The organism is Haliscomenobacter sp. (assembly GCF_965225875.1).
Lineage (GTDB): Bacteria > Bacteroidota > Bacteroidia > Chitinophagales > Saprospiraceae > Haliscomenobacter.
On record NZ_CBDDBS010000003.1, the window covers coordinates 2,322,921 to 2,345,984 of the forward strand.

Annotated in this window: 17 protein-coding genes; 13 read left to right on the forward strand and 4 right to left on the reverse strand. The window is 47.0% G+C overall.

Translation table 11 applies throughout. The features are described from left to right. Positions 1-25 precede the first annotated feature (25 nt). From queE to ACO08K_RS29505, 8 genes are all read left to right on the forward strand, one after another. Positions 26-721, forward strand: a complete 696-nt coding sequence (gene queE, locus ACO08K_RS29470) for a 7-carboxy-7-deazaguanine synthase (protein WP_421800092.1) — start codon at positions 26-28, stop codon at positions 719-721. Between the two features lie 188 nt (positions 722-909). After that, positions 910-3,102, forward strand: a complete 2,193-nt coding sequence (locus ACO08K_RS29475) for a T9SS type A sorting domain-containing protein (RefSeq protein ID WP_421800093.1) — start codon at positions 910-912, stop codon at positions 3,100-3,102. Between the two features lie 18 nt (positions 3,103-3,120). After that, positions 3,121-5,265, forward strand: coding sequence for a T9SS type A sorting domain-containing protein (locus ACO08K_RS29480; RefSeq protein WP_421800094.1), 2,145 nt, complete (start codon positions 3,121-3,123; stop codon positions 5,263-5,265). Positions 5,266-5,281: 16 nt separating this feature from the next. Beyond that, complete coding sequence (locus tag ACO08K_RS29485; protein WP_421800095.1) at positions 5,282-7,501, forward strand: T9SS type A sorting domain-containing protein; 2,220 nt, start codon at positions 5,282-5,284, stop codon at positions 7,499-7,501. Between the two features lie 388 nt (positions 7,502-7,889). After that, a complete protein-coding gene (locus tag ACO08K_RS29490) occupies positions 7,890-8,801 on the forward strand; it encodes a helix-turn-helix domain-containing protein (RefSeq protein ID WP_421800096.1) in 912 nt (303 codons plus the stop codon). A gap of 66 nt (positions 8,802-8,867) precedes the next feature. Then, positions 8,868-9,752, forward strand: coding sequence for a CPBP family intramembrane glutamic endopeptidase (locus tag ACO08K_RS29495; RefSeq protein WP_421800097.1), 885 nt, complete (start codon positions 8,868-8,870; stop codon positions 9,750-9,752). 51 nt (positions 9,753-9,803) lie between these two features. After that, positions 9,804-10,967, forward strand: a complete 1,164-nt coding sequence (locus ACO08K_RS29500; protein ID WP_421800098.1) for a DUF5009 domain-containing protein — start codon at positions 9,804-9,806, stop codon at positions 10,965-10,967. Between the two features lie 29 nt (positions 10,968-10,996). Continuing rightward, positions 10,997-11,623, forward strand: coding sequence for a hypothetical protein (locus tag ACO08K_RS29505; RefSeq protein ID WP_421800099.1), 627 nt, complete (start codon positions 10,997-10,999; stop codon positions 11,621-11,623). On the opposite strand, the gene ACO08K_RS29510 is transcribed toward ACO08K_RS29505, so the two are convergent. Further along, positions 11,570-12,625, reverse strand: a complete 1,056-nt coding sequence (locus ACO08K_RS29510) for an LLM class flavin-dependent oxidoreductase (RefSeq protein ID WP_421800100.1) — start codon at positions 12,623-12,625, stop codon at positions 11,570-11,572. The two genes, ACO08K_RS29505 and ACO08K_RS29510, sit on opposite strands and share 54 nt — an antisense overlap. A gap of 130 nt (positions 12,626-12,755) precedes the next feature. Here ACO08K_RS29510 and pyrR point away from each other — a divergent pair, with 130 nt between their 5' ends. Together pyrR and ACO08K_RS29520 are read left to right on the forward strand one after the other, a co-directional pair. After that, complete coding sequence (pyrR, locus tag ACO08K_RS29515; RefSeq protein ID WP_421800101.1) at positions 12,756-13,313, forward strand: bifunctional pyr operon transcriptional regulator/uracil phosphoribosyltransferase PyrR; 558 nt, start codon at positions 12,756-12,758, stop codon at positions 13,311-13,313. 9 nt (positions 13,314-13,322) lie between these two features. After that, positions 13,323-14,252: an aspartate carbamoyltransferase catalytic subunit gene (locus ACO08K_RS29520; protein ID WP_421800102.1), complete on the forward strand. Its 930-nt coding sequence runs from the start codon at positions 13,323-13,325 to the stop codon at positions 14,250-14,252. Positions 14,253-14,468: 216 nt separating this feature from the next. Here the strand turns inward: ACO08K_RS29520 and ACO08K_RS29525 are convergent, their stop codons facing one another. Next, positions 14,469-14,840, reverse strand: a complete 372-nt coding sequence (locus ACO08K_RS29525) for a GxxExxY protein (protein ID WP_421800103.1) — start codon at positions 14,838-14,840, stop codon at positions 14,469-14,471. Between the two features lie 99 nt (positions 14,841-14,939). Here ACO08K_RS29525 and ACO08K_RS29530 point away from each other — a divergent pair, with 99 nt between their 5' ends. From ACO08K_RS29530 to ACO08K_RS29540, 3 genes are all read left to right on the forward strand, one after another. Then, entirely contained in the window at positions 14,940-16,403 is a 1,464-nt protein-coding gene (locus ACO08K_RS29530) for an MFS transporter (RefSeq protein ID WP_421800104.1), read from the forward strand. A 30-nt stretch (positions 16,404-16,433) separates the two neighbouring features. Then, a complete protein-coding gene (locus ACO08K_RS29535; RefSeq protein WP_421800105.1) occupies positions 16,434-18,317 on the forward strand; it encodes a family 16 glycoside hydrolase in 1,884 nt (627 codons plus the stop codon). Positions 18,318-18,411: 94 nt separating this feature from the next. After that, positions 18,412-20,391 carry a DUF7133 domain-containing protein gene (locus tag ACO08K_RS29540; protein ID WP_421800106.1) on the forward strand — a complete coding sequence of 660 codons (1,980 nt, stop codon included), beginning with the start codon at positions 18,412-18,414 and terminating at the stop codon, positions 20,389-20,391. 96 nt (positions 20,392-20,487) lie between these two features. Here the strand turns inward: ACO08K_RS29540 and ACO08K_RS29545 are convergent, their stop codons facing one another. Both ACO08K_RS29545 and ACO08K_RS29550 read right to left on the reverse strand, forming a co-directional pair. After that, positions 20,488-21,525, reverse strand: a complete 1,038-nt coding sequence (locus ACO08K_RS29545) for a hypothetical protein (RefSeq protein ID WP_421800107.1) — start codon at positions 21,523-21,525, stop codon at positions 20,488-20,490. 276 nt (positions 21,526-21,801) lie between these two features. Then, the gene (locus tag ACO08K_RS29550) at positions 21,802-22,884 is read right to left on the reverse strand and encodes an adenylate/guanylate cyclase domain-containing protein (RefSeq protein ID WP_421800108.1); all 1,083 of its coding nucleotides are present in this window, start codon (positions 22,882-22,884) and stop codon (positions 21,802-21,804) included. Between the last annotated feature and the right edge of the window lie 180 nt (positions 22,885-23,064).

A 23,064-nucleotide genomic window follows, 5' to 3' on the forward strand; every position in this document is an offset into this window, starting at 1 on the left:
TGCGCCTTGTAATTGGAGCCGAACCATGAAAAAGAAGCAGACTTACAAAGTCAAAGAAATATTTTACACCCTGCAAGGGGAAGGTGCCCAGGCGGGTCGCCCGGCGGTATTTTGCCGTTTTTCGGGCTGCAACCTCTGGTCGGGCCGTGAAGAAGACCGCGCCAAGGCGATTTGCCAGTTTTGTGATACCGATTTTTGGGGTATGGACGGCGAGAATGGAGGGAAGTACAACGCGGAGGAGTTGGCGGATATGGTGATTGGGTTGTGGCCGGGGGGGAGTGAAAAGCGAAAAGTGAAAAGTGAAAAGCAAGCGGGGCATATCTCGGATTTGGAGGGTAAACCTTATGTGGTGTGTACAGGGGGTGAGCCGCTGCTGCAATTGGATGAGGAGCTGATTGCAGCTTTTCATGCACGCGGGCTGGAGGTGGCGGTGGAAACAAATGGCACCGTGGCTGCTCCGGCGGGGTTGGATTGGATTTGTATGAGCCCCAAAGCAAATACCGAGTTGCTCATTCAAAAGGGGCATGAATTGAAACTGGTGTACCCGCAGCCTGGGGCTGAACCTGAGCGGTATGAGCACCTGGATTTTGACAATTTTTACTTACAGCCGATGGATGGGCCGTTGGGGCAACAAAATACCAAGCTGACCTTGGAGTATTGTATGAAGCATCCGAAGTGGAAGTTGAGTTTGCAGACGCATAAGATTTTGGGGATTGCGTGAGGTAAGTAAAAGGTTATTTTGTAATCAATCATCCAATTATAACAATAAACATCAATTCAAGTCATTGGGCTTGACATAGACTGTGTAATGTTGTAACATTGCAGCTAAGAACTACATGCATCATCTTATCCGGAGTCAATTATTTTGCTTTTTATATATTTTCAATACGCTACAACTATAAAAAATCCATGAATTACTGCCGATTCATTGTAAGCCTCTGTTTGAGCGTGTCCATGCTGGGAGTGCTCCAGGGACAAACCATCCGCAAGATTTCAACAGGAGAATTGAATATCGAACAGGCCGTATATCTGCCATCCCAAGGTAAATTGTACAATGCTGTACCCGATGATAATTTTTCCCAATACGCCAATCGACTGATCAAAGTTGATCCAGCCTGGGGCAAGGTAGAAAAGGTATTCAAAATTGGTTTTAACCCAACGCTGGTGACCGCCACTAATGATGAGCAGTATTTGTACATCACTACTTCCGGGCCTTCGAGGTTGAAACTATTCAAGGTGGCTGAGGAAAAAATAGAGTGGGAATTGCCTTTGGGCGCCCTGCAGCCGACTTTCATTTTGCCCGCGCCACAACAAAATAAGGCCTTGTTGTTAATCTCCAGTTCTATCACCGAATCCTGGATCCAATTTTTAAAGGATGACTCCATTCAACCCGAAAAAATAGTCATCCCCTCCCCTGGCTATTACACCAAAGCAGCCTTTGTCAACGACAGCAGCATCATTGCCTGGAATGGTTTTGGGCAAATTTTCCGCATTAAATTGCGCAGCAATGGTTTGTTCCTCGAAAATACTTTTGAAAACCTACCCTTGTACCTTAGGGAGGAAAACATTTACCTAGACGGAAAACTGATTTCTGCCAAAGGTAGAATCATTGATGTATCAAGGGCCGAGCCACTGGTTTTGGAGCAAAAGCTACCCGTTTCGGAATATGCGCCCCTAATCCACGACGATCCTTTTTCTCCATTTTTCTACATCCTTGAATCTTTTGCGGGGCCAAATCAACATGCTTATTTAAAGTTTAAAAAATCCACCCTGGAGTTGGAAAAGAGGTTGACGGTACCCGTTCCGCTAGAAAGTCCCGATACTTATGTTTCTGAATTTTATGCTACTGGGCCGGATCGTTTTATGGTAAAAAACCACTTATTTACCCATATCTATTGGGCTTGTACTTCTGAGTTGTCCCGCCCCAGCATCAGTGCAAGTGGAGCGCTGGCCCGCTGCCCGGATAGTGACACCTTATTTTTGCAAACGGCCTTGGGCAATGCTTCTGAAGTGGTGTGGACAACAGCCGAAAAAACATCACGGATTGCGGCTACCCAGGCTGGTGCTTATGGTGTAAAACTGTCGGACACCCGAGGTTGTCAAACTGCGCTTTCGGAGCCGGTCGAAGTAACTTTTCATCCAAAGCCCTACGTGCTGTCAATCAACAGTGAACTGGGGCGTCAGTCGCCTCAAACCATTTGTAAAGGGAAAAGTATTAGACTGTCGGGAGATGGATTTGGCGGAAATCAATGGCGCTGGTCCAGTGGGGAGCGTACTTTGGAAATCGTGGCCAAAACAGGTGATTATCAAGTCAAACTCATCTCCGAACAAGGCTGTGAAAGTGATTGGTCACCCGTTTTTAGCATTTTACCCGGGCCAGACTCCCTACCTGTGAAACCTGTAGTCACCTTACTCAACAGAAAAGAGGTGTATTGCGTTGGAGATACCGCAATCGTCCAAGGCCCTACAGGTTATCAATACTACTATTGGAACATATCCAGTGAAAACAAAGCGGTAGTCAGCACCCAGTCTTCGAGCATGGCCGCCTTGATCGTAGGCAATGATCTGCGCTGTTTGAGTGAACGCTCGGAGCCCCTTGAAATCCGATTTAACCCACAACCTTTTCCACCAGTAATTCGCCAGGAAGGAAACCTGATTGTCAGTAGTGTTGGAACAGCAACCCACGAATGGTTTGTCAATGGAAATAAACTCAATGGGGAAACTGGTTCGACCCTGAACCTGAAAGGAGGTGGCTTTTATTCCGCCAAGGTTTTTAATAATGGTTGCTCCTCTCGCATTTCCAATCTGATTTCCATTAGTGGTAAAACCGTTTCAATTGATGAGCCAATTGCGACTCAAACGCTCAAAATCTACCCTAATCCTGCTCATGACTACATCCGGCTTGATTTCGCAGCAGAGCCAGTTTATGCCTTAACGGTGCAACTTTTCAGTGGAGATGGCCGAAAAATCCTGGAATTATCTGGCTTAAGAAGTGACCCACAGCTCAATAGACTCGCCGTCGCTACGCTTCCTCCTGGGCTCTATGTCGTGGAAGCATTGGCGGAAGACCGACGTTTTGTAGGCCGTTTCATCAAATGGTAAAACTAAAACCTGCTTGGCATGAAGGCATATCAAATCCTGCTGCTTTTTTGTTGTTGGCTGAATTACGGGCATAGTCAAAGCATCCGTGAACTGGGTGAAATACGCACTCCCTGGGTATGTTACTCGAGCAAACGTGAATTAATGTATGCTTTTTTAGGGCAGGAGGAAGGGGGCCCTGGGCGGATTCAGATCCGAGACCCTAAATTTGGTAAGGTATTAGAGACGATCCCCACAGATGCCCTACCTCGGCAGACGGTGCTCAGCAAAAATGAACGGTATATTTATTTCTACACCAGTTTTCCACTCAAAATCCAACGTTTAAACCTGGACGATCACCAGATTAGCACCTTGGTCACTTTGCCTGATAGCGTCCACAATCTTGGGCAACTTAGTTTGCTGCCTTTTGATGATGAAAAGTTCTTTTTCTCCTGGTCCAACAACAATGGCAGTGGCTTGCACTATTTCAATGGCAAAACGCTTGAATTCAATGTTTCGCGGGATTTTACAAACTTGATGTTTCAAAATGACAGCACATTTTTTGCACCCACCCAGGAAGGTTTTTTGCAAGAGTATCTCTTCAGTAATGAAAAAATCACCCCAGGAAAACGTTTGATTCAGTCCAGAATCATCGATCGGCAGCCTACGCTGTGGCAAAATGACACCTTATACTCCGCTATGGGCGATGTATGGAAATTGGTTGAGGACTCCTTGATTGTGTTGAAGCAGGGGCGGCCTTATTTCGCCAATCGCTACAGCCTCAATGCCCATCCTGCCTCGGCCTACTATTACATTTATGTGGATGGTTTTGATCGGGATACTGTTTACAAATACCCCAAAGGCAGCTGGCAAAGTCTGGATTCCTGGATCATTGGAGCCGACCTGATGCAAGGCACCTATCTTTTCACCGTTCGATTGTTGGCCGAAGACGATTTTTATGTAAGTAGGACTCCAGGCTTGTTGGTGCGTCGCTGTAGCGGGAAAAACCAACCCGCTCGCATTAAGGAGGGCACGCAGGCCTTTGCCTGCTTAAGCCTTTCCCCTATCCTCAGCCTCCACGCAGCAGCACCGGCCTATGAATACCTTTGGTCAAATGGTGCCACTACGTCGGGCGTGGACCTGACCACGGTGCAATCCATCCAGCTTAAAACCGGCGACAGCACGGGTTGCCTCAGCAATTGGTCCGAAGTGTGCAATGTTGGTTTTCCAGAGCCACATGCTGGACCACAAATTGATTACTTTAACGGAGAAATCAGTTTGCAGTTTTGTAAAAAACAAACCCTAATTTTTATCGCCAGGCAAAGCAGCGTAGAAGGTTTTGAGTGGTCGAATGGTGTAAAAAAAGACACCCTGCGCACCTCTGAGCCTGGACAGTATCGGGTACGTAGTTTTATCCGCAACGGCTGCCCGGGGCTATGGTCACCTTATGTCAAACTCGAACAATTGCCCGACACCATTCCGCAGACTCCGGTAATCCGTACAGAGAAAGGAAATTTTGACTTTTGTATGGGCGAAAAAGCCAATTTACTAGCCCCAAGTGGATACACCTATTACGTTTGGTCGAGACAAGAAACCCGAACACCGGTATTTTCCACCAATACCCCACTTGGTATGTACCTCCAGGTTGGCAATGATTTGCGGTGTTTGAGCAACACTTCGGCCACCGTCAATGTCCGGTTCAATCCGGTTCCCAGCAAGCCCAAAATTCAACGACTCGGCAATTTACTGGCGACCAACAATTTTGGAGAAAATCACGCCTGGTCGAAAAATGGCAGATTGATACCAGGAAATGAAGGACAGTTTTTGGAAATTGAAACAAACGGAAAATACACCGTCATCACCAATGCCCGGGGTTGTTTTTCTCCAGTTTCGGACACCCTTGAAGTAATCGACCTGCTTTTTCAGGGTAACCCCAACAAACGCAATACACTGCGATTGCGTTTAAGCCCCAATCCAGTGGGGGTGGAAATGTACATTACTTTGGATGGTCAAAACTCAAGCGGCAGATTGTACCGCATCAGCGACTTGGAAGGAAAAATTCATCAGCTTGGATATGTGGACAACAATGGAAAAATTCAGGTCAGCACGCTGCCCCGAGGCATGTATATCCTGAGTTTGTTGTCGAGTAACTTCGATCCTCTTGCCAGCAAATTTTTTAAAGAATAATCCCAAATAGTTTAACATGAAAAAAGCGAACAACACCTCATTGTGCATTGCCCTTTTGCTGAGTCTTGCCGGCATGTTACAAGGGCAAAGTATACGTAGCATTGAGTATTTTAATTTTGAAAGTGGGGTTTATCTTCCCGCCGAGCAAATGGTTTACGCAACGGCGGTCGATGGTTCGCTCAATAAATATTCCAACAAGTTATTAAAAATTGACCCCGCCTGGGGTGCGGTTCGAGAAGAAATAAACGTGGGCTTTGATCCTCGTTTCTTGTGTGCTACGAGTGATCGTAAATACCTTTTTTTTGCAGCAGATCAGCCTCGCAGAATCAAAAGATTCAATCCGGCTATTCAAGCCATTGACCAGAATTTTGCCGCACCATTTGGGGAGGAAACCCAGTTAAAAGAGCTGTATGCCATTCCGAAGCAACCGGAAGCGGTGATGTTACTTACCCAAAGCCCGGATAGTTATGAATTCTGTGTTTTTGAACGTGGCCAGAAAAAAGTACAATCGGCAAAATTATCCCCCAATGAGGGATCCGAATTGAGCCTGGGCTTTCAGAATGACAGCACTTTGTGGGTCATTTCTACCTTCGAAGGTCATATCATTCGTCTGAAAATACGAAACAATGGCATCGTTCGGGAGCAAACTTACTCCGGGTTTAAAGGGATACTAAGTGGTAGTTTTTATTTTTCTGGGCAGCATTTTATTTCTACCACTGGTTTGTACATTTCACTTGGGATCAATGGTCCGCAGCTGGAAGATAGACTGGCCATTTCGCACAGTAGTGCCATCGCGGGGGATGCAGATTCATCGTTTTTTTATGTACTCGAACCCTTTGGCTTTAATGCTACACAAATCCGCAAGCTCAGCAAAAGCAGCTTTCAAGAGTTGGAGAAATGGCAGATTCCCGTTTACCCCAACTATTTCAACTCAAAAAGGTTTTTAATCTGTGGCGATAAACGTTTTGTCTTTACCACTTTTAATGTAGAATTTTATTGGGACTGCGTACCTCAAATCAGCAAACCTATTATTTCGGGAAAGACGGATGGGGTTTACTGCCTCCCTCAAGATTTGGGCTATGTGCTCAAAACCCAGGAGCCTGCAATTGAGCTGTTCTGGCAGCGTGAAAACCAGGGAGGCCAATACGCAAACGAATTGAGCATTACAGAATCGGGAGCGTATCGGGTAAAAGCAAGCGATAAACGAGGTTGCCAAACCGCATTTTCAGAGCCTGTTGGTATCTGGCTACAAAACCCCAGCCCAACAGCGACGATCCTTAACAATCTTAACGTCAGCTTTCCGGTCAACGCCTGCACCGGGCAAGAGATTGAATTGCGAACCTCCACTTTTATACAAGTAAACCAATTCGAATGGTCGAATGGTGATACTTCTGCCCGCATTAAAATAAAAGATGTTGGAGCGTTTCGGGTAAGGGTACGGCCAATCGGTGGTTGTTGGAGTACCTGGTCGGATAGTGTTCGGATAAATCGGGTGAAAGCACTTTTTCCCGATCAACCCATTGTTTCATTGGTAAATGCTCAATCCAACGTTTTTTGTTCAGGGGACACCATTGTATTGCAAGCCACACCTGGATACCTACAGTACTTCTGGAGTTTGCCCAATCAAGGTACCGGCAATCAGCTTAAATTCAGCTTAAATTCAATCATCGATTTCGGAGTCAGTGTCTATGTTGCCAATGCAGAGCATTGTGTGAGTGAATATTCAGAGCGGTTTCAACTTCGCTACATAGCCAAACCCACTAAACCACAAATTCAACGGGCCGGCAATGTGCTGGTCAGTAGCAATGCCGATCCTGCGGCCATCCACAGTTGGTACCGCAACGGGGTTTTACTCGACAATGCGTCTGGCCGATATCTGACCGTGCTACGCGAGGGTTTTTATAGTACACAGGTCACTTATGGTGCGTGCTCTTCCCTCCCCTCTGATTTATTTTCTTTTACTGGAATTACAACAGCATTACGTGAACCAAATCCATCGGATGCATACCCCTTGTATCCCAATCCAAGTACAGATAAAGTCTTCGTTCAACACCGGGGCACTGAATTCAAACAAAGCCAACTTTTTGACGCACAGGGCAAAGCGCTGCCACTATCCCATTTCCACAAAGGGCAGGATCAGTATGAAATGAGTCTGAGCCATTTAGCCGCTGGGGTATATGTACTGAGGAGTTTTGTGGAGGGAAAATGGTGTAGTTGGCGATTTGTGAAGTTGTAGGTACTGAGTGGGAGATCAATGGATAATTTAAGAGGCTGGGACTGATGAACAATTGTACCAGCAGGCTACGCAGTAATGCGAATACCCTAAATTTTCATTCTACCCTTAAAAACATTAATTTTGGACAAATTCCTGGCACGGACCACGGTCGAAACACGTCCAAACATGAGGATTTATACAAAAGAAGAAAGAACAGATGATCTATAGCATTGGCATTTTCTTAGCGTTTTTTCTCGCCCTATTGTCATTGTTTAAAAGAGGCCGCTCCACAGCTGATCTGACACTGGGTATTTGGTTGATGATTATGGGATGCCATACCTCTTTTTTTTATTTCACTTTTACTCATGATTTGCTTGACTATCCTCACTTATTGGCTTTAGATGTTCCAATGCCCTTTCTGCACAATCCCCTGTTTTACTGCTACGTTTTGGCCCTGATCAAGCCTAAAAAATTGACTACCCAACTTTTGTTGATGCACTTTTTTTTGCCCATCCTGATCTATTTACTGTTGATGCCACTATTTTTGGCCAGTACAAGTTATAAAATGGATTTAATCAGACGTGGGGTTGTTTTTGTAACCTTGTCCAGGCTACTGATCACTTTCATGGCACTGAGCACTGCTGCTTATGCCTATCTCATCCAAAAGGAGTTAAACACCTATAAGACAGGTTTGAAACAAGCACTATCTGCTCATGATCGGCAACAATTGGCTTGGATCAACATCATTTTTTACACATTGATTGGAGCATGGCTGATTGTCCTCTTGACAGAAGTGGAAATTTACATCTTTGGTGCACTGAGTTGTCTGGTTATCCTGATCGGCTACTTTGGCATCAAAAAAGTCGGCGTATTCACCAATCGCGAGCATCCCGAGGAAGATCAGGCCCCAGCTTTAGTGCCGCAAAAAGACAAAAAAAAGTACAGCAATTCCGGGCTTAATTCCCTTGGCATTCAAGCTTTACAGCAACAATTGTTGGAACTCATGGCCCAAGAAAAACCGTTTTTAAACCCGGAATTAACCCTTAGCGAACTGGCCGCACAACTACACACCCATCCCAATTACCTCTCCCAAGTTCTCAATGATGAACTTCGGGCCAACTTTTATGATTACATCAATGCGCTGAGGGTGGAGGAGTTCAAACGCCTAGTGGCCTTACCCGAAAATCAAAAATATACCCTTCTTGCTTTGGCCCATCAAAGCGGGTTCAATTCCAAAGCATCATTCAACCGAAATTTCAAAAAGGTTACCCAAGAGTCGCCTTCCCTATTTTTAAAAAAACAAGCCATAGCAATGGTTTAGTAGTTTCATCTGTCAAGATGGGTCGACTGATTGATTCCGGGTGTGCATTTTTGCGCAAAAAACGCAATGAATAGCAAATCCATTAATCGTTACGTACTTACACTTTATGCTGTAAGCTGGGCGATTCAGCTGTTGACCATTTATACCAGTAAAGTTTTGAAGCTTGAGGATACCAGAATGTGGTTGCTAGCGGGAACCATGCTGACCCCCACCATAATTACCCTTCTGTTCTTGCGGCGCAACCCTGAATGGAGGTCCTACTTGTTGCTTAAACCCAATCGCCATCTGCTGTCCATGTCTTTTTGGAGCATTGTTAGTCACAGCGTACTTGCCTTTGGAACAGTTTTTATGGTTTTACAATTGAATTGGGGAACACATCCCTGGTTTCATTTTTCTTGGCAGGGGGTAGAAATACTGGGCGGGCCCTGGGTATTGGGAAAAGGACCGCAAAGCTGGTTGTTTTTTTTAGGCAATGGACTGGCCACTGCATTGGTTTTTGCGCTTTTAAATGGCGTGGTTGCTGCTGGTGAAGAGTTCGCCTGGCGAGGCTTTTTGCAAAATGTCTTGATTGAAAAACTGGGCTTGAACAAAGCGCTCCTTCTGACTGGATTAATCTGGTCATTCTGGCATTTGCCGATTTTTTTAGCCGGACACAACGAGCCAGAATACCCGGTTTTGGGGGCGTTTATCCTGGCACCAATCCGTTTGGTGGCGCTGTCTTTTTTTTGGGGTTGGCTAACTTTACGCTGTCGAAGCTTTATTCCCGCAGCACTGGCTCATGCTGCTTTGAATTCCATCCAGGAAGGGGTTGTGGGCAATCTGGAGCTGTCGGTTGGAACGATTAATCGAGATGTATTGGTGCTAATTTTGACCATAGGACTAGGCGTATGGGGGGCATTGATGTTGCGGAAAGACAAACTCTATGGGGTGAACACATTAGGATACAAGTAGCCAAAACCCTATGATTCATACCCATTTCCCCCATTTTTTTTATTTTTAAGCATGAAAAACAAGCGCCTACCCTCCATCGACATCTTGCGGGCAGTAACCATGCTACTGATGATTTTCGTCAACGACCTTTGGAGTTTGACCAATGTTCCCCGCTGGCTACTGCATACCGCCGCGGAGGAGGATGGAATGGGTTTGTCCGATGTGGTATTTCCTGCTTTTTTATTCATTGTAGGACTGTCTATTCCCCACGCGCTGAAGGCGAGGTTGGAAAAAGGAGCCTCCAAGGTTTCGGTGCTGCTGCACATCCTCAGCAGAAGCTTGGCTTTGTTGGTCATGGGTCTATTCATGGTCAATCTGGAAAACATCGATGCTACCCAATTGCTGATCCGCAAGGAGTATTGGCAAATTTTGATGGCCCTGGCTTTTATGCTCATTTGGAACAATTACCGAAGCCCGATGGTCTTTGGCGTAGTGCCTGCTATTTTCCTCAAAATTTTGGGCTGGCTCATTTTGGCCTTTTTGGCGTCCATTTACCAAGGTGCGTCGGGCCATTGGATGATGATCCATTGGTGGGGTATTTTGGGTTTGATCGGCTGGGCCTATTTGTTGGTGGCTTTGCTGTATTTGTGGATTGGGAATAAAGTATGGTGGTTGGCCGTAGCCTGCATTGGGTTGTTTCTGCTCAATGTCAACGAATTTATTCGGCTGCTGGGGTTTGATTTCCAATTGGTGATCAGCGCGTCCACCCATGCCAGTGTGATGCTGGGGGTTTTGACCACGGTGATTTATACTCAATTGGCAGCCAAAGACCAATTGAAGTGGCTGATTCCCAGCTTAATTGGAATTGCATTGCTTTTGATTGCTTTTGGTTTCGCCACCCGACCCGAATGGGGCATCTCCAAAATTCGCGCCACACCTTCCTGGACGGCCATCTGCGCCGGGATCAGTATTCTGGCCTTTGTGCTGCTGCATTTTATTGCGGATGTGAAGGGGTTTATCAAGTGGGCAGCTGTCATTGCTCCGGCGGGATCGAGTACTTTGACCTGCTACCTGATGCCTTATTTTGCTTATGCTATTGTGGAGCTATTGGGCTGGAGTTTGCCGGAGGTATTGACCGATGGGGCAGTCGGGCTACTCAAATCCACACTCTTTGCCTTGCTGGTCATTCAATTTACGGGCTTGTTGAATCGGGTTCAAATAGGATTGAAGATCTGAGGGATTAGGATTTAACAAAACACTGTATCATGTACAAAATCAACCTATTAACATTGATCTTAATCTCAACCTTAACCAGTTTTTGTAGTTCTAAAAAAGAAAAAAGTACTCCTCCCAGTCCTGTAAAGCAAACAACGTCCTCTACTGTTCCAACCTTTGAAAAGGAAGATACCCTAGGGCCAAAAGAACTTAAAATGGAGTACTTCGATTTGAGCACCTTACCTCCCTCTCAATCTGTTTCTTTTTATGAATTTCAAGAAAAGAACAATACTGGGCTTGGGGTATTGAAACAAGGCTACAGCTTTAATCTGGTTTCGTGGATGCGGACAGAAGATTTTGGGATTAGATGTGTATTAATGACCTCAAAAGCTCCCGAAAAATATCTAAATACGGTGAGTGAAGCTGACTATGTTAAGTTCATTAATGCGGAGATAAAAAAGATTGTTCCAGCCTTATTTAAGGATAAAAATGTAGTGAATGCCATTATGGATGCTTTAAAAAAGCCGGATCATTACACTTATTACCCTAAGACAAAAAGTTATAGTGTTTACGCCGAGCATAGTGACTATGATGAAATTACGATAGCTGCGGAGTGGCTTTTTTTAAAGAACTTGCACATCGCTATTGTTGCTAGGGGGATTGACACTAGTTGGTAATAATGATGATGATGTCATCACCTCACTGACAATCGAAAACGATTTAAGCTTTGCCGCTTTATCATAAATGTGGCTGGTAATCATCAATTCATCGATGCCTGTTTCCTCCACAAATGCCGATAATTTCCTTTGTAGGGTTTGTTTGCTCCCTGTAAACGTGTAATACATCATACTTTGAATGGCCTGCTGTACATCTGGATTCCTAAAAACATCGGGCAAGGGTCCCGGGGCTTGCAATGGTCTTCGCTCATTGGTAATGATGCCCAGGAACATTCGGTAAAGGCTGGTCGACAAAAACTCAGCTTCTTCATCCGTGTCAGCAGCCAGCACATTGACACAAGCCATTACATAAGGTTCTTCCAGTTGGGCAGAAGGGCGAAAATTCTTACGGTAAATCTCAATTGCCGTCCTGAATAGTCTTGGTGCAAAATGGGCCGCAAAGGCATACGGCAAGCCCATACTAGCCGCAAGGTAGGCACTATCGGTGCTGGAACCCAAAATCCAGATCGGCACCTCCACCCCTTCCCCGGGGAAAGCCCTTACTTTGGATAATTTGTTGTCGGGGCTGAAATATTTTTGCAGTTGCAGGATCTCGGCCTGGAAATCATACTCAACATAGGCATTGTTTCTGCGCAAGGCCAGGGCGGTTTGCTGATCGGTTCCCGGGGCTCTTCCCAGTCCCAAATCAATTTTGCCCGGATAAATACTTGCCAGGGTTCCAAATTGTTCAGCTACCGTCAAAGGGCTGTGATTGGGCAGCATGATGCCACCAGAACCTACTCGAATTTTCCCGGCGGTGGCGCCGGCAATATGCCCAATCAACACCGCTGTAGCCGAGCTGGCCACGTGTTCCATATTGTGATGCTCGGCCAGCCAGATTCTTTTGTACCCGAGCGATTCCGCATGTTGAGCCACTTCAACCGTTTTCCTGATGGCTTTAGCTGCATTGTCCCCTTCTGAAACCACAGCTAATTCTAAGACAGATACTGGAATATGCTTCATCGTTCATTATTTGGTAAACCCCATCCAACATGGCTCATGTTTGGATAGAACCTAACGTAGTCCGGAATAGTTTAACTCCCCGAAAAATCAATTTCCCTACTCCACGCATTTTTTTATCTTTGCCCCATCTATGGAAAAGCAACGCATCATCATCGGGCCCGAACGGTTTTCGCTGACCATTGAGCGGCTCTGCCACCAATTGGTTGAAGAATTTGATGATTTTAGCAACACCTGTATCATTGGCATTCAGCCACGCGGGGTTGCCTTATCGGAGCGAATTTACCGCCACCTCATCGACCAGCTCAATATTCCACACATCGATTACGGGGTACTGGACATCACCTTCTACCGCGACGATTTTCGCCGCCCCGGAGCATCCATGCATGCCAGTGTGACTTCCATTGATTTTTTGGTGGAGAAAAAAAACGTGATCCTGGTAGACGACGTCTTGTACACCGGACGCACGGTGCAAGCGGCCCTGACCGCCCTAAACCATTACGGCCGCCCTGATAAGGTGGAATTGCTGACCCTGGTGGATCGGCGTTTCAACCGCGAATTGCCCATTCGTTCTACTTTCACTGGCATCAAGGTCGACGCCGTGGATCAGGCTTATGTCAAAGTGGAATGGGCCAATACCCACGGAGAAGACCGGGTTCTTTTATTTTCTGACAAAAAAGCGGCACAATAACACGGGAAGATGGCTAATCAACAACTAAGCAGCAAACACCTCCTGGGCATCAAAGACCTCAGCACCGAGGACATTCGGTTGATTTTTCACACCGCCACCAATTTTAAGGAAGTCATCAATCGCCCCATCAAAAAAGTGCCTTCGCTGCGCGACATCACCATCGCCAACCTCTTTTTTGAAGATTCGACCCGTACCAGGGTTTCCTTTGAGTTGGCAGAAAAACGCCTCTCGGCCGATACCATCAACTTCTCCGCTTCTTCTTCTTCGGTCAAAAAAGGGGAAACCCTGCTCGATACGGTGAACAACATCCTGTCCATGAAAGTGGACATGGTGGTGATGCGCCACCCCGCTCCCGGCGCCTGCCAGTTTTTGGCCCAACACATCGATGCCAACATCATCAACGCTGGCGACGGCACCCACGAGCACCCCACCCAGGCGCTGCTCGACGCCTTCTCCATGCAGGAGCAATTGGGTGACCTGGAAGGCAAAAACGTGGCCATTTTCGGCGACATCCTGCACTCAAGGGTAGCCTTGAGCAATATCTTTTGCCTGCAAAAATTGGGGGCTAAAGTCCGGGTTTGTGGCCCCCCTACCCTCATGCCCAAGTTCATCCACAAACTGGGCGTAGGCGTAAGCTACAACGTGCGCGAAACCCTGCAATGGTGCGATGTGGCCAACGTGCTGCGCATCCAACTGGAGCGCCAAAACATCAAATATTTCCCTACCCTGCGCGAGTATTCGCAGTACTTCGGTATCAATCGACAGTTGCTGGATTCCCTGGATAAAAAAATTGTGATCATGCACCCTGGGCCGATCAATCGTGGGGTGGAGATCACGAGTGATGTGGCGGATTCTGAGCATTCGATCATTTTGCAACAGGTGGAGAATGGGGTCGCGGTAAGGATGGCGGTGTTGTTTTTGTTGGCGGCGAAGGGGTGAGGGAGAACACGGAGAATTTTATCCAAAGCGACATTTCATTGGCACAAAGGACACAATGGAAAGCACAGAGGACACAAAGTTAGACGTAGACAAGGATTATTCTTTAGAAATATGACCTCTGTCAACATCTAACTTTGTGTCCTTTGTGCATTCCATTGTGTCCTTTGTGCTAAAAAATGCTGCTTTTGCTACTACCAAACACATTGTGTTCCTCTTTCACAAAATCACGCGTCGCACCCCATCCCGAAACAGCAAGGTGTTGAAATTCATCAAAAGCCCCAAATTACAATCTGCCAACCGCAAATAAGTCAACAGTTGCGCCAAATGCACATCGGTCAGGGATTCAACGGCCTTCAATTCTATGATCAACTTTTCCTCGACCACTAAATCAGCCCGATAGCCTACCTCAAGTTTCACCTCGTTGTAAATCAAGGGAATCGCCTTTTGCTTCTCCACCTTGAGCCCCAATTGCTTCACCTCATAAGCTAAGCACTCCAGATACGCATTTTCCAACAATCCTGGCCCCAGGGCCTTGTGTACCTTCAAACCACACCCAATGGCCAATCTGGCCAGTTCATTCTCTGACATAAAACAACTTTAAAAAGTGAATAAAGAGAAAGGATGTGTAAACAATTAAGGCACTCCAAAAATAAGTATCTTTACGCTAATACCAAAACATCAGCTCGCATGTTAGCCATCCAAAAAAGATTAGCACCTTCCTTTTACGCCCTGCTCAGTTTGCCCTCTACGGCCATGGGTTTTGCCTTGTCGGTTCAAATTTCCGCCTTAAGCTGGATCTTGAGTACCAAGTACGGCCTGGCCATTCACGACATTGGCCTGGTTTGGGCAGCCGGGCCTATTGCCGGTATTTTTGGACAGGTTATTGTAGGCCTGATCAGCGACAATGTCTGGTTTTGGGGTGGCCGTCGCAGGCCCTTTATCCTGGTGGGGGGGGCATTGGCCGCCTTGATGCTGCTGGCATTGCCCAATATCGGCGTCATTTCAAAAGCCATGGGCACCGATGCCTTGTTGGGCGTAGCCATCACCGTGGCGCTCACGCTCGATTTGGCGATCAACATCAGCTTCAACCCGACCCGCTCGATCATTGCCGATGTTACGCCTGCGGGCGATGCTCGTACCAAGGGCTATACCTGGATGCAAACCATTTCAGGTACCTTTGGGGTAGCTGCTTATGCAATCGGCGCCATTTGGGGCAATTATACCCTGATTTATTTTGGTGCCATCCTGGTTTTGCTCATTTCAGTGATCCCTCCTTTTTTTATCGAAGAACCTCGGACCTTACAAGCTGAAGCCGATACTGCCGATGTTCCTCAACAAAAAGCCTCTTTTTCACAAATCGTCGTTGCCATCAGTCCTTTATGGGGTTATCTGCTGTATGCATTGATTGGCATCATTGCCCGGCTTCTGGATCAACCGGTTAGTTCCCTGTTGCAAGGCATTTGTGTCGGACTGACTATTGGCAGCATTTTGTTGATCTTTTTGTTGAAAAAATCTGCCTTTGGCCCCAAATACGCCCATTTGATCGACTTTCAAAAAATCCTCGCTGCACATTCCTTTACTTGGCTGGGCATTCAAACCATGTTCGTGTACATGTTCGCCTACGTGCAACAAAAAATAGTGGGGCTGAGCGATGACCAAATGGGGCAAGTGGTCTCCATCTCTTTTTTGATTTTTAATGCCATCGCGGCAGTGTTACCCGCCATTTTGTTGCAGCCACTGACCAGCAAAATTGGGCGGGTAAAAACCCACCTGATTTGTATTGCCATCATGGCCTTGGGCTACGCGAGTATATTTTTGTTTGGACATTCGGTGTTCAGTATTTATGTATTGATGGGTGTAGTGGGGATTGGTTGGGCAGCCACGGTAAGCTTACCTTTTGCCATCATGTCTCAAACCATTGATCAAACACGGATGGGGATGTTTATGGGTTTGTTCAATTTATCGGTAGTTTTACCGCAGTTGGTCGCCAGCCTGGGGGTGGGTGAAGCCATCAGTGCAGCCGAGGACAAGGGTCTCATTTTTATCATTTGTGCCCTAAGTCTGGCAATATCTGCCGTTCTATGGTTGTTCATTAAAGACAGTCAAAGCAAAATTGAAACAGAAACGCTTGTATCTGGCGGAGGCCATTGATATATTTACTTTTTTCAACAAACACATTCAATGAAGTCTGTTAAAACACTACTACTTGCTATTTCCATGCTGAGTGTTGTGACGGGTTGGGCACAAAAATTCCCACTCAAAACCCTCCCACTCGAAGACATGAGCAATTTCAAAACCACGGGCAGCAATTGGCAAATTGTGGGCGATGTGGTGATGGATCGCAATGGCGGCATGAAAGTTACACCTGGCAAAGGGATCCTGCTCAACAATGTATCCGACAAGGACCACGACATTCTGGACCAGGCCAACAAAAAACAGGATTGGGCTACCGTCGAAGGTTACAAAGTGCTTACCGCCTGGGAACACGGCGACCTGGAATTGGAACTTGACTTTATGATGCCCAAAGGTTCCAACTCGGGCATCTACCTGCAAGGCCGTTATGAGGTGCAACTGTTCGACAGCTGGGGCGTAAAATCGCCCAAGTATGGCGACCTCGGCGGCATCTACCGCAACTGGGAAAGCGCCCCTGGCAAAATCTATATGGGCAAAGCACCCCTGGCCAATGCAGCGAAAGCGCCTGGCTTGTGGCAAAACATGAAAATTTCCTTTCAGGCACCCCGATTTGATGCCCAGGGCAATAAAATCGAAAATGCCCGTTTGAACTCCGTAATCATCAATGGGGTTTTGGTGCACCAGAATTTGGAAATTCCATTGCCAACCGGTGGCCCACTCGATCAAAAAGAAGTGCCCCTTGGCCCCATTTTCATCCAGGGCGACCACGGTGCGGTTGCTTTCCGCAACATCAAGTACCGCTCCCTGGGCTCCAAAGTGGCCAGTACCAGCGACATCAGCTACAAGTACTTCGAAGGCAAATTCAAAAATGCGGAAGAGCTGAACGCTCAAACCCCCAAAGCCAGCGGGAAACTTCCCGCAGTGACGATTGAAGTGCTGGATCTGGAAGATGTTTCCGGGGTTCGTTTTGATGGTGTATTGAATGTTCCTGAAGATGGCTATTACCTGATGTCGCTCAATACGACTGGGGGGTACAAACTGCAAATCGACAACCAGAATGTAGCCTTCAACGAGCGTCCGGATAGTTGGTGGGACTCCAAGCAGAGTAGTGTGCAACTCAAGGCTGGTGCGCATCCTTTTACCCTTTATTACTACAAAGACGCGGGTTATATGCCTCCCCGCCTCGGTTGGGTCATTGAAGGTTCGGCCATTCAACGTTCCACTTTGACCACTTTTGGCTCTTATCCACCAGACCCCAATCCTACTTCACCCATCCAGGTGGCTGTGGGCAGCAAAACCAGGTTACTTCGGGCTTTCCTCGATTTTGAGCGCGACCGGGCCCGCCGCCTCACCCATACCATTGGAGTAGGTGACCCTGGTGGCCTGCATTACATTTACGACCTGAAAGCTGGCAATGTCGCCTGTGTTTGGCGGGGTGATTTTATCGATGCCACCCCGATGTGGAATGACCGTGGTGACGGCAGTTTCCGGCCGCTGGGGGTTACTCAGTTCACTTTTATTGGCCAGAGCCTGGGCATCATCCAGGGTAGAAGCGATGCATTCCCCACTACTTATCAGGAAGCAGACTTCAAAACCAAGGGTTACGCCATCGAAGAAGCAACCGGTCGGCCAATTTTCCGCTACAGCTATAAAGGGATCGACGTAGAGGAGCGTTGTTACCCCAGTGTAGATCAAAACAGCCTGGTGCGGGAGATCGCGCTTAACGGGGCTATTCCTGATGGTGCACACCTCAAAATTGCCGAAGGCAAAGACATCACAGCCATGCCCGACGGCTCTTTTGCCATTGACGACCGCAAGTACTACATCGTCCTTGGTGGTGACCTGAAAGCGTCGATTCGCGATTTTAATGGCAAAAAAGAATTGGTTGTGCCCGTAAAAGCTGGCATTGCGAAGTTTTCGATTATTTGGTAATCTAGTTGAGGAGTTGAGAAGTTGAGGAGTTGAGGCTGCCGCGTGCGACCCACTCCTCAACTTCTCAACTCCTCAACTCCTCAACTTTCTCAACATGAAATATTTTATCCAAACCGGCTTACTTTTAGCTGGTCTGCTTATCATACAGCTGTTTACCAGTTTTAGCTGGAGCGTAATTCCGCCGGCCAAAACACCTACGGAAGACGATTATTACAAAATCATCACCCTCCCCACTACCGAAGGAATGCTCCTGGAGGTGGGTGGGATAACCACTTTGCAAGACGGTCGCCTGGCCCTTTGTACCCGCCGTGGAGATGTATACTTGGTAGAAAACCCGGAAATGACCAACGGGACTTTGCCTCGTTATAAACTTTTCGCCTCCGGATTGCACGAACCATTGGGACTTGCTTCCAAAGACAATGCCCTCTACGCCGCCCAACGGGGTGAACTCACCAAGTTGATGGATACCAATGGCGACGACGTAGCCGATGTGTACGAAACCGTATACGCCTGGCCTGTTTCCGGCCACTATCACGAGTATTCTTACGGACCAAAATTTGCGCCCGATGGCAGCATGTTTGTCACTGGCAACGTAGCATTTGGTGACCAGGAATGGTGGCGGGGTGAAAGTCGGGTCTTTGGCCGCGGCTGGACCATGCGCATTACCCCCGATGGCAAAATGGAGCCCTGGGCAACCGGGATGCGTTCCCCTTGCGGTTTGGGCATGATCGATGGTGAGTTGTTTTACGACGACAACCAGGGCGATTACATGGGCTCCGGGGGTATCTGGCACGTTAAAAAAGGCGCCTTCACCGGTCACCCCGCTGGTTTGGTATGGACCGATAAAATTGCCAACTCTCCGGTAAAAATGACCGCTGATCAGTTCAATGCGGTGGTCGATCCCCGAAAAGTTAAAAACTCAACTGGCGGGTACGAAAAACCCGAAAACATCGCCACCGAAACCAACCCAAACACCCTTTTTGCCGTAAAAAGTAAATTGCCGGAAGTAACCTTACCTGCGGTTTGGTTGCCGCACGGGATTTTGGGCATTTCCAATTCTGAAATTTTGCCCGATCAAACCAAAGGTGGATTTGGACCTTTTGCCGGTCAGGTTTTTGTAGGGGACCAGGGCCAAAGTCGCGTGATGCGCGTGGTGCTGGAAAAAGTGAAGGGTGAATACCAAGGGGTGGCCTTTGATTTCCGCAGCGGCTTCCAATCGGGAATCCTGCGCATGACCTGGGGTCACGATGGTTCATTGTACGTAGGTGAAACCAATCGCGGTTGGGGTTCAGCTGGAACGGCCACTTCTGGCTTGCAACGCCTGGCCTGGACAGGTAAAGTGCCGATGGAAATGAAAACGGTTCGTGCGATGCCTGATGGATTTGAGATTGAGTTCACCTTGCCCGTTGACAAAGCCAGCGCCGAAAATCTCGCTTCCTATTCCGGCAAAAACTTCATCTACAAATACCACCCAGTATACGGCAGCCCGCCCATCAGCGATACGCCGCTCGGCATCAAAGGGGTGAAAGTATCCGAAGATGGTCTGAAAGTGCGTTTGGTGATCGACAACATCAAACAATACTACTTGCACGAAATCAAGGTGGATGGGATTCGTTCGCGTGATGGTTTACCCGTTTTGCACCCAACTGCCTACTACACCCTCAACAACATTCCAGACGGAGCTAAATTGAGCATGGCAGAAGTAAGTACCAAAAGAATGGAAGCCACGCCAGAAAAGGTGCTTGAAGAGGTGAAAGTTAAAGTACCCAAGGCCAAAAAGGGCAAAGAAACGGTAGAAGCCAAGGCACCTACTTACGATAAGGTACAACCCTTGTTGGCCAAGTGGACTTGTTTGGGTTGCCACAACACCAACACCCGGCAGGTTGGCCCTTCTTTTATCGATATCGCCAAGCGCAAGTACAGCAACGAGCGCATCGTAGAATTGATTCACAAACCTGAGCCTAAAAACTGGCCCGAATACGCTACCGAAATGGCACCGATGTCTCAGGTACCGAAGGCGGATGCTTTGAAAATGGCGGCATGGATTAATTCTTTGCGGCAGGAAACACCTTAAATAAAGATGAAAGATGAGAGATGCTACCGCAGAGACTTTGACAAGGTCATTGTCAAAAACGCTGCGGTAGCATCTCTCATCTTTCATCTCTCATCTCTACTTCCCGCCCGTATACATCTTACAATCCACTCTGAATTCAATAAAGCGCTGATTGTTGGTTTCCAGAATTTCAGTGATTTTCAAACCTGGATCTACAATTCCTCCCAGGTAAAAGTTTCTTCCACAGTAGTTGTGCAAATCCACCATCGGTAGCTTCATGTCATTCACATAGTAGATTTGTGAAGCGCCTGGCGCCAGGGTTTTAGTGTTGGAAATTCGTCCACCTATCACCAGTTTGTCTTCGGGGAACTGCCCAGCAACAGCTAACGGCGCATAGGCCATTGGTGCAGCGGTATTGGACGAGGTGATGATGTCCACCATATAGCCATTCGCAGGATCAGTATCCGTACCAACAGCAGGGCCAGTACCAATGTTTTTTACCTCAATTTTGAAGTCAGAAAAAGGCAAACCAGGGCCACCTACGGGATTGGCCAGGGCCATGTAGGTAATCACGAGATCAGGGCGAGGTGCGGTAGTTGAACCACTGCAATCCAGTTTCACCCGAACAAAGCGGGTATTGTCATTTTCATTGGTTTCAGCTACTTTTTTACCGGGGTCGGCAATAGCACCGATGGCCACGTAGCCCAATTGGCAAGGTTTAGCAATTACTTTGGGCATTGGGAAACTTTCCAGGTAGGTGTCTTCCTGACCAGGAGCCAAAGTTTTGGTGTTGCTGTAGCGACCGCCGATCACCAGCATGTCTTCCTGGTATTCGTAGGGGTTAGGTACTACTGCAAAGGCGATTGGTGCACTGGCATCGGTTGACAAAACCAGGTCAACCATATAGCCTTTGGCGGGGTCATCCAGGGTGCCGATGGCTTTGGCAGAGCCGATGTTTTTTACGGTTACTTTGCAATTGACCGTTTCACCTGGCACGTACACCGGTTTTTCTGGAACAATATTGGTAATGACCAGATTGGGGGCCGCAGCGGTTAACGCAGAAGGATTGACCACTAATGGGTTTTGAGCGGATGCCAAAATTGTGACCAAAGAGGCTACAAAAGTGAAAAGTGCGTTGAAGCTTAACTTTTTCATTGGGATGTTTTTATCAAGGTTAAAGATGTTTTGATTAAAGACCTTACATCCCAATGTGTCAAACGCAGTTTGTTCCGTTCCACTTTTTTTTATTTTTTTGTAACCATTTAGCAGCCGCCTGCGGCGGAATTTTTCACCACAAAGGCACAAAGACACAAAGACATTAAGCTCTAAAATGTTGTGTCTTTGTGCCTTTGTGCCTTTGTGGTGAAAAAAATTGAATGTGAAATCCACCGCAGGTGGATGGGCGCTAAATAGTTATATTTTTTTAACTGCTCATACTCCCACTTTGTACAAATCAATCGGTTTTTCTTTGCCCTTCAGACTAATGTTGCTTACTTTTTCCAGTGAATATGGTGGGTTCGACAGGATATCAACCAGCTTATCTGTGATGACCATTTTAGCGCCAAGCGCGCCACATTCCTTCTCGACCCGCGAGGTGGTATTGAGCACATCGCCCGAGAATTTGATAGACTTTTTGATTTGTCCCATCTCCCCGATGATCACTTTCCCACAGTGGACGGCTGCTTTAAATTGCGGGATAACGCCATAACGGCTGAGGTAGGTGGTCTTTTTTGTTTCGATCACTTTTTCAAAATCCTGGTAACAGGTCAGACAGCGCGTTTCAAACGAACCACTGGGAAAGGTCCAACTGATGATCACCTGGTCGCCCACATACTCTACCACTTCACCTTTGTGTTGGGTAATGACTGCAGCGATATCGTGGAAAAAATCATTTAAAAACCGGTAGAATTTTTCGTTGCCCAGCTTTTCGGCAATCGTCGTGGAATGATTGAGGTCCAGAAACATAAAAATCCGTTGTTCTTCCTTGGGGTTAAAATACCGCCCACTGAACATCATCCACAGTTCATTGCTCCCGAAGCGTTCGGACAATTGCAGCCAAAAAGAGGAAAGCAGCACCAGCAGCAGAATCGGAGAAACTGGATGCCAAAATGCAATCGAGCCGATAAAGTTTCTAGTCTCCTGCCAAGCCAGCGGATCGCCGATGCTTCGGCCTGAAAGGATACTATTGAAGGCATAGGAAATGCTCAAAAGCAGCATAAACAATAGTACCGAATAAATGGCAATCTTTTTAAGAATGGCTACCCAAAATCTTTCTCGCGTGATCTTTTTTTGAAAATAAAACAGTTCCAGCAATCCAAAAAGCAGGCTTCCTACAAACAAACCGCCCATGGCCGCAATGGCATTTTTTCCCAAATTGAATTCCTCCATGGGGGCAGTTTCTAAAACTCCGGGATAATTGGCCAGAAAAAAATATTCGTACAAGGCGGTCAACAAACCCGCTGTCACCCATATTACGCTAATAACCGTCAATTGAACGAGTTGATTTCGTGTCATCGTTTAGTGTTGTTGTTGAAGTAAGGATACACAATGCCTGCAATAGTTGCAAGAAGGGTTTAGGCAAGCAGGGTGACAAATGCGAAGAAACTTTTTAAATACTCCATTGCAGTTGGCTAAAAGTAAAAAAGGGCAGAAGCACATTCAAGCTTCTGCCCTACCATTTCAAGTATTTTAGAC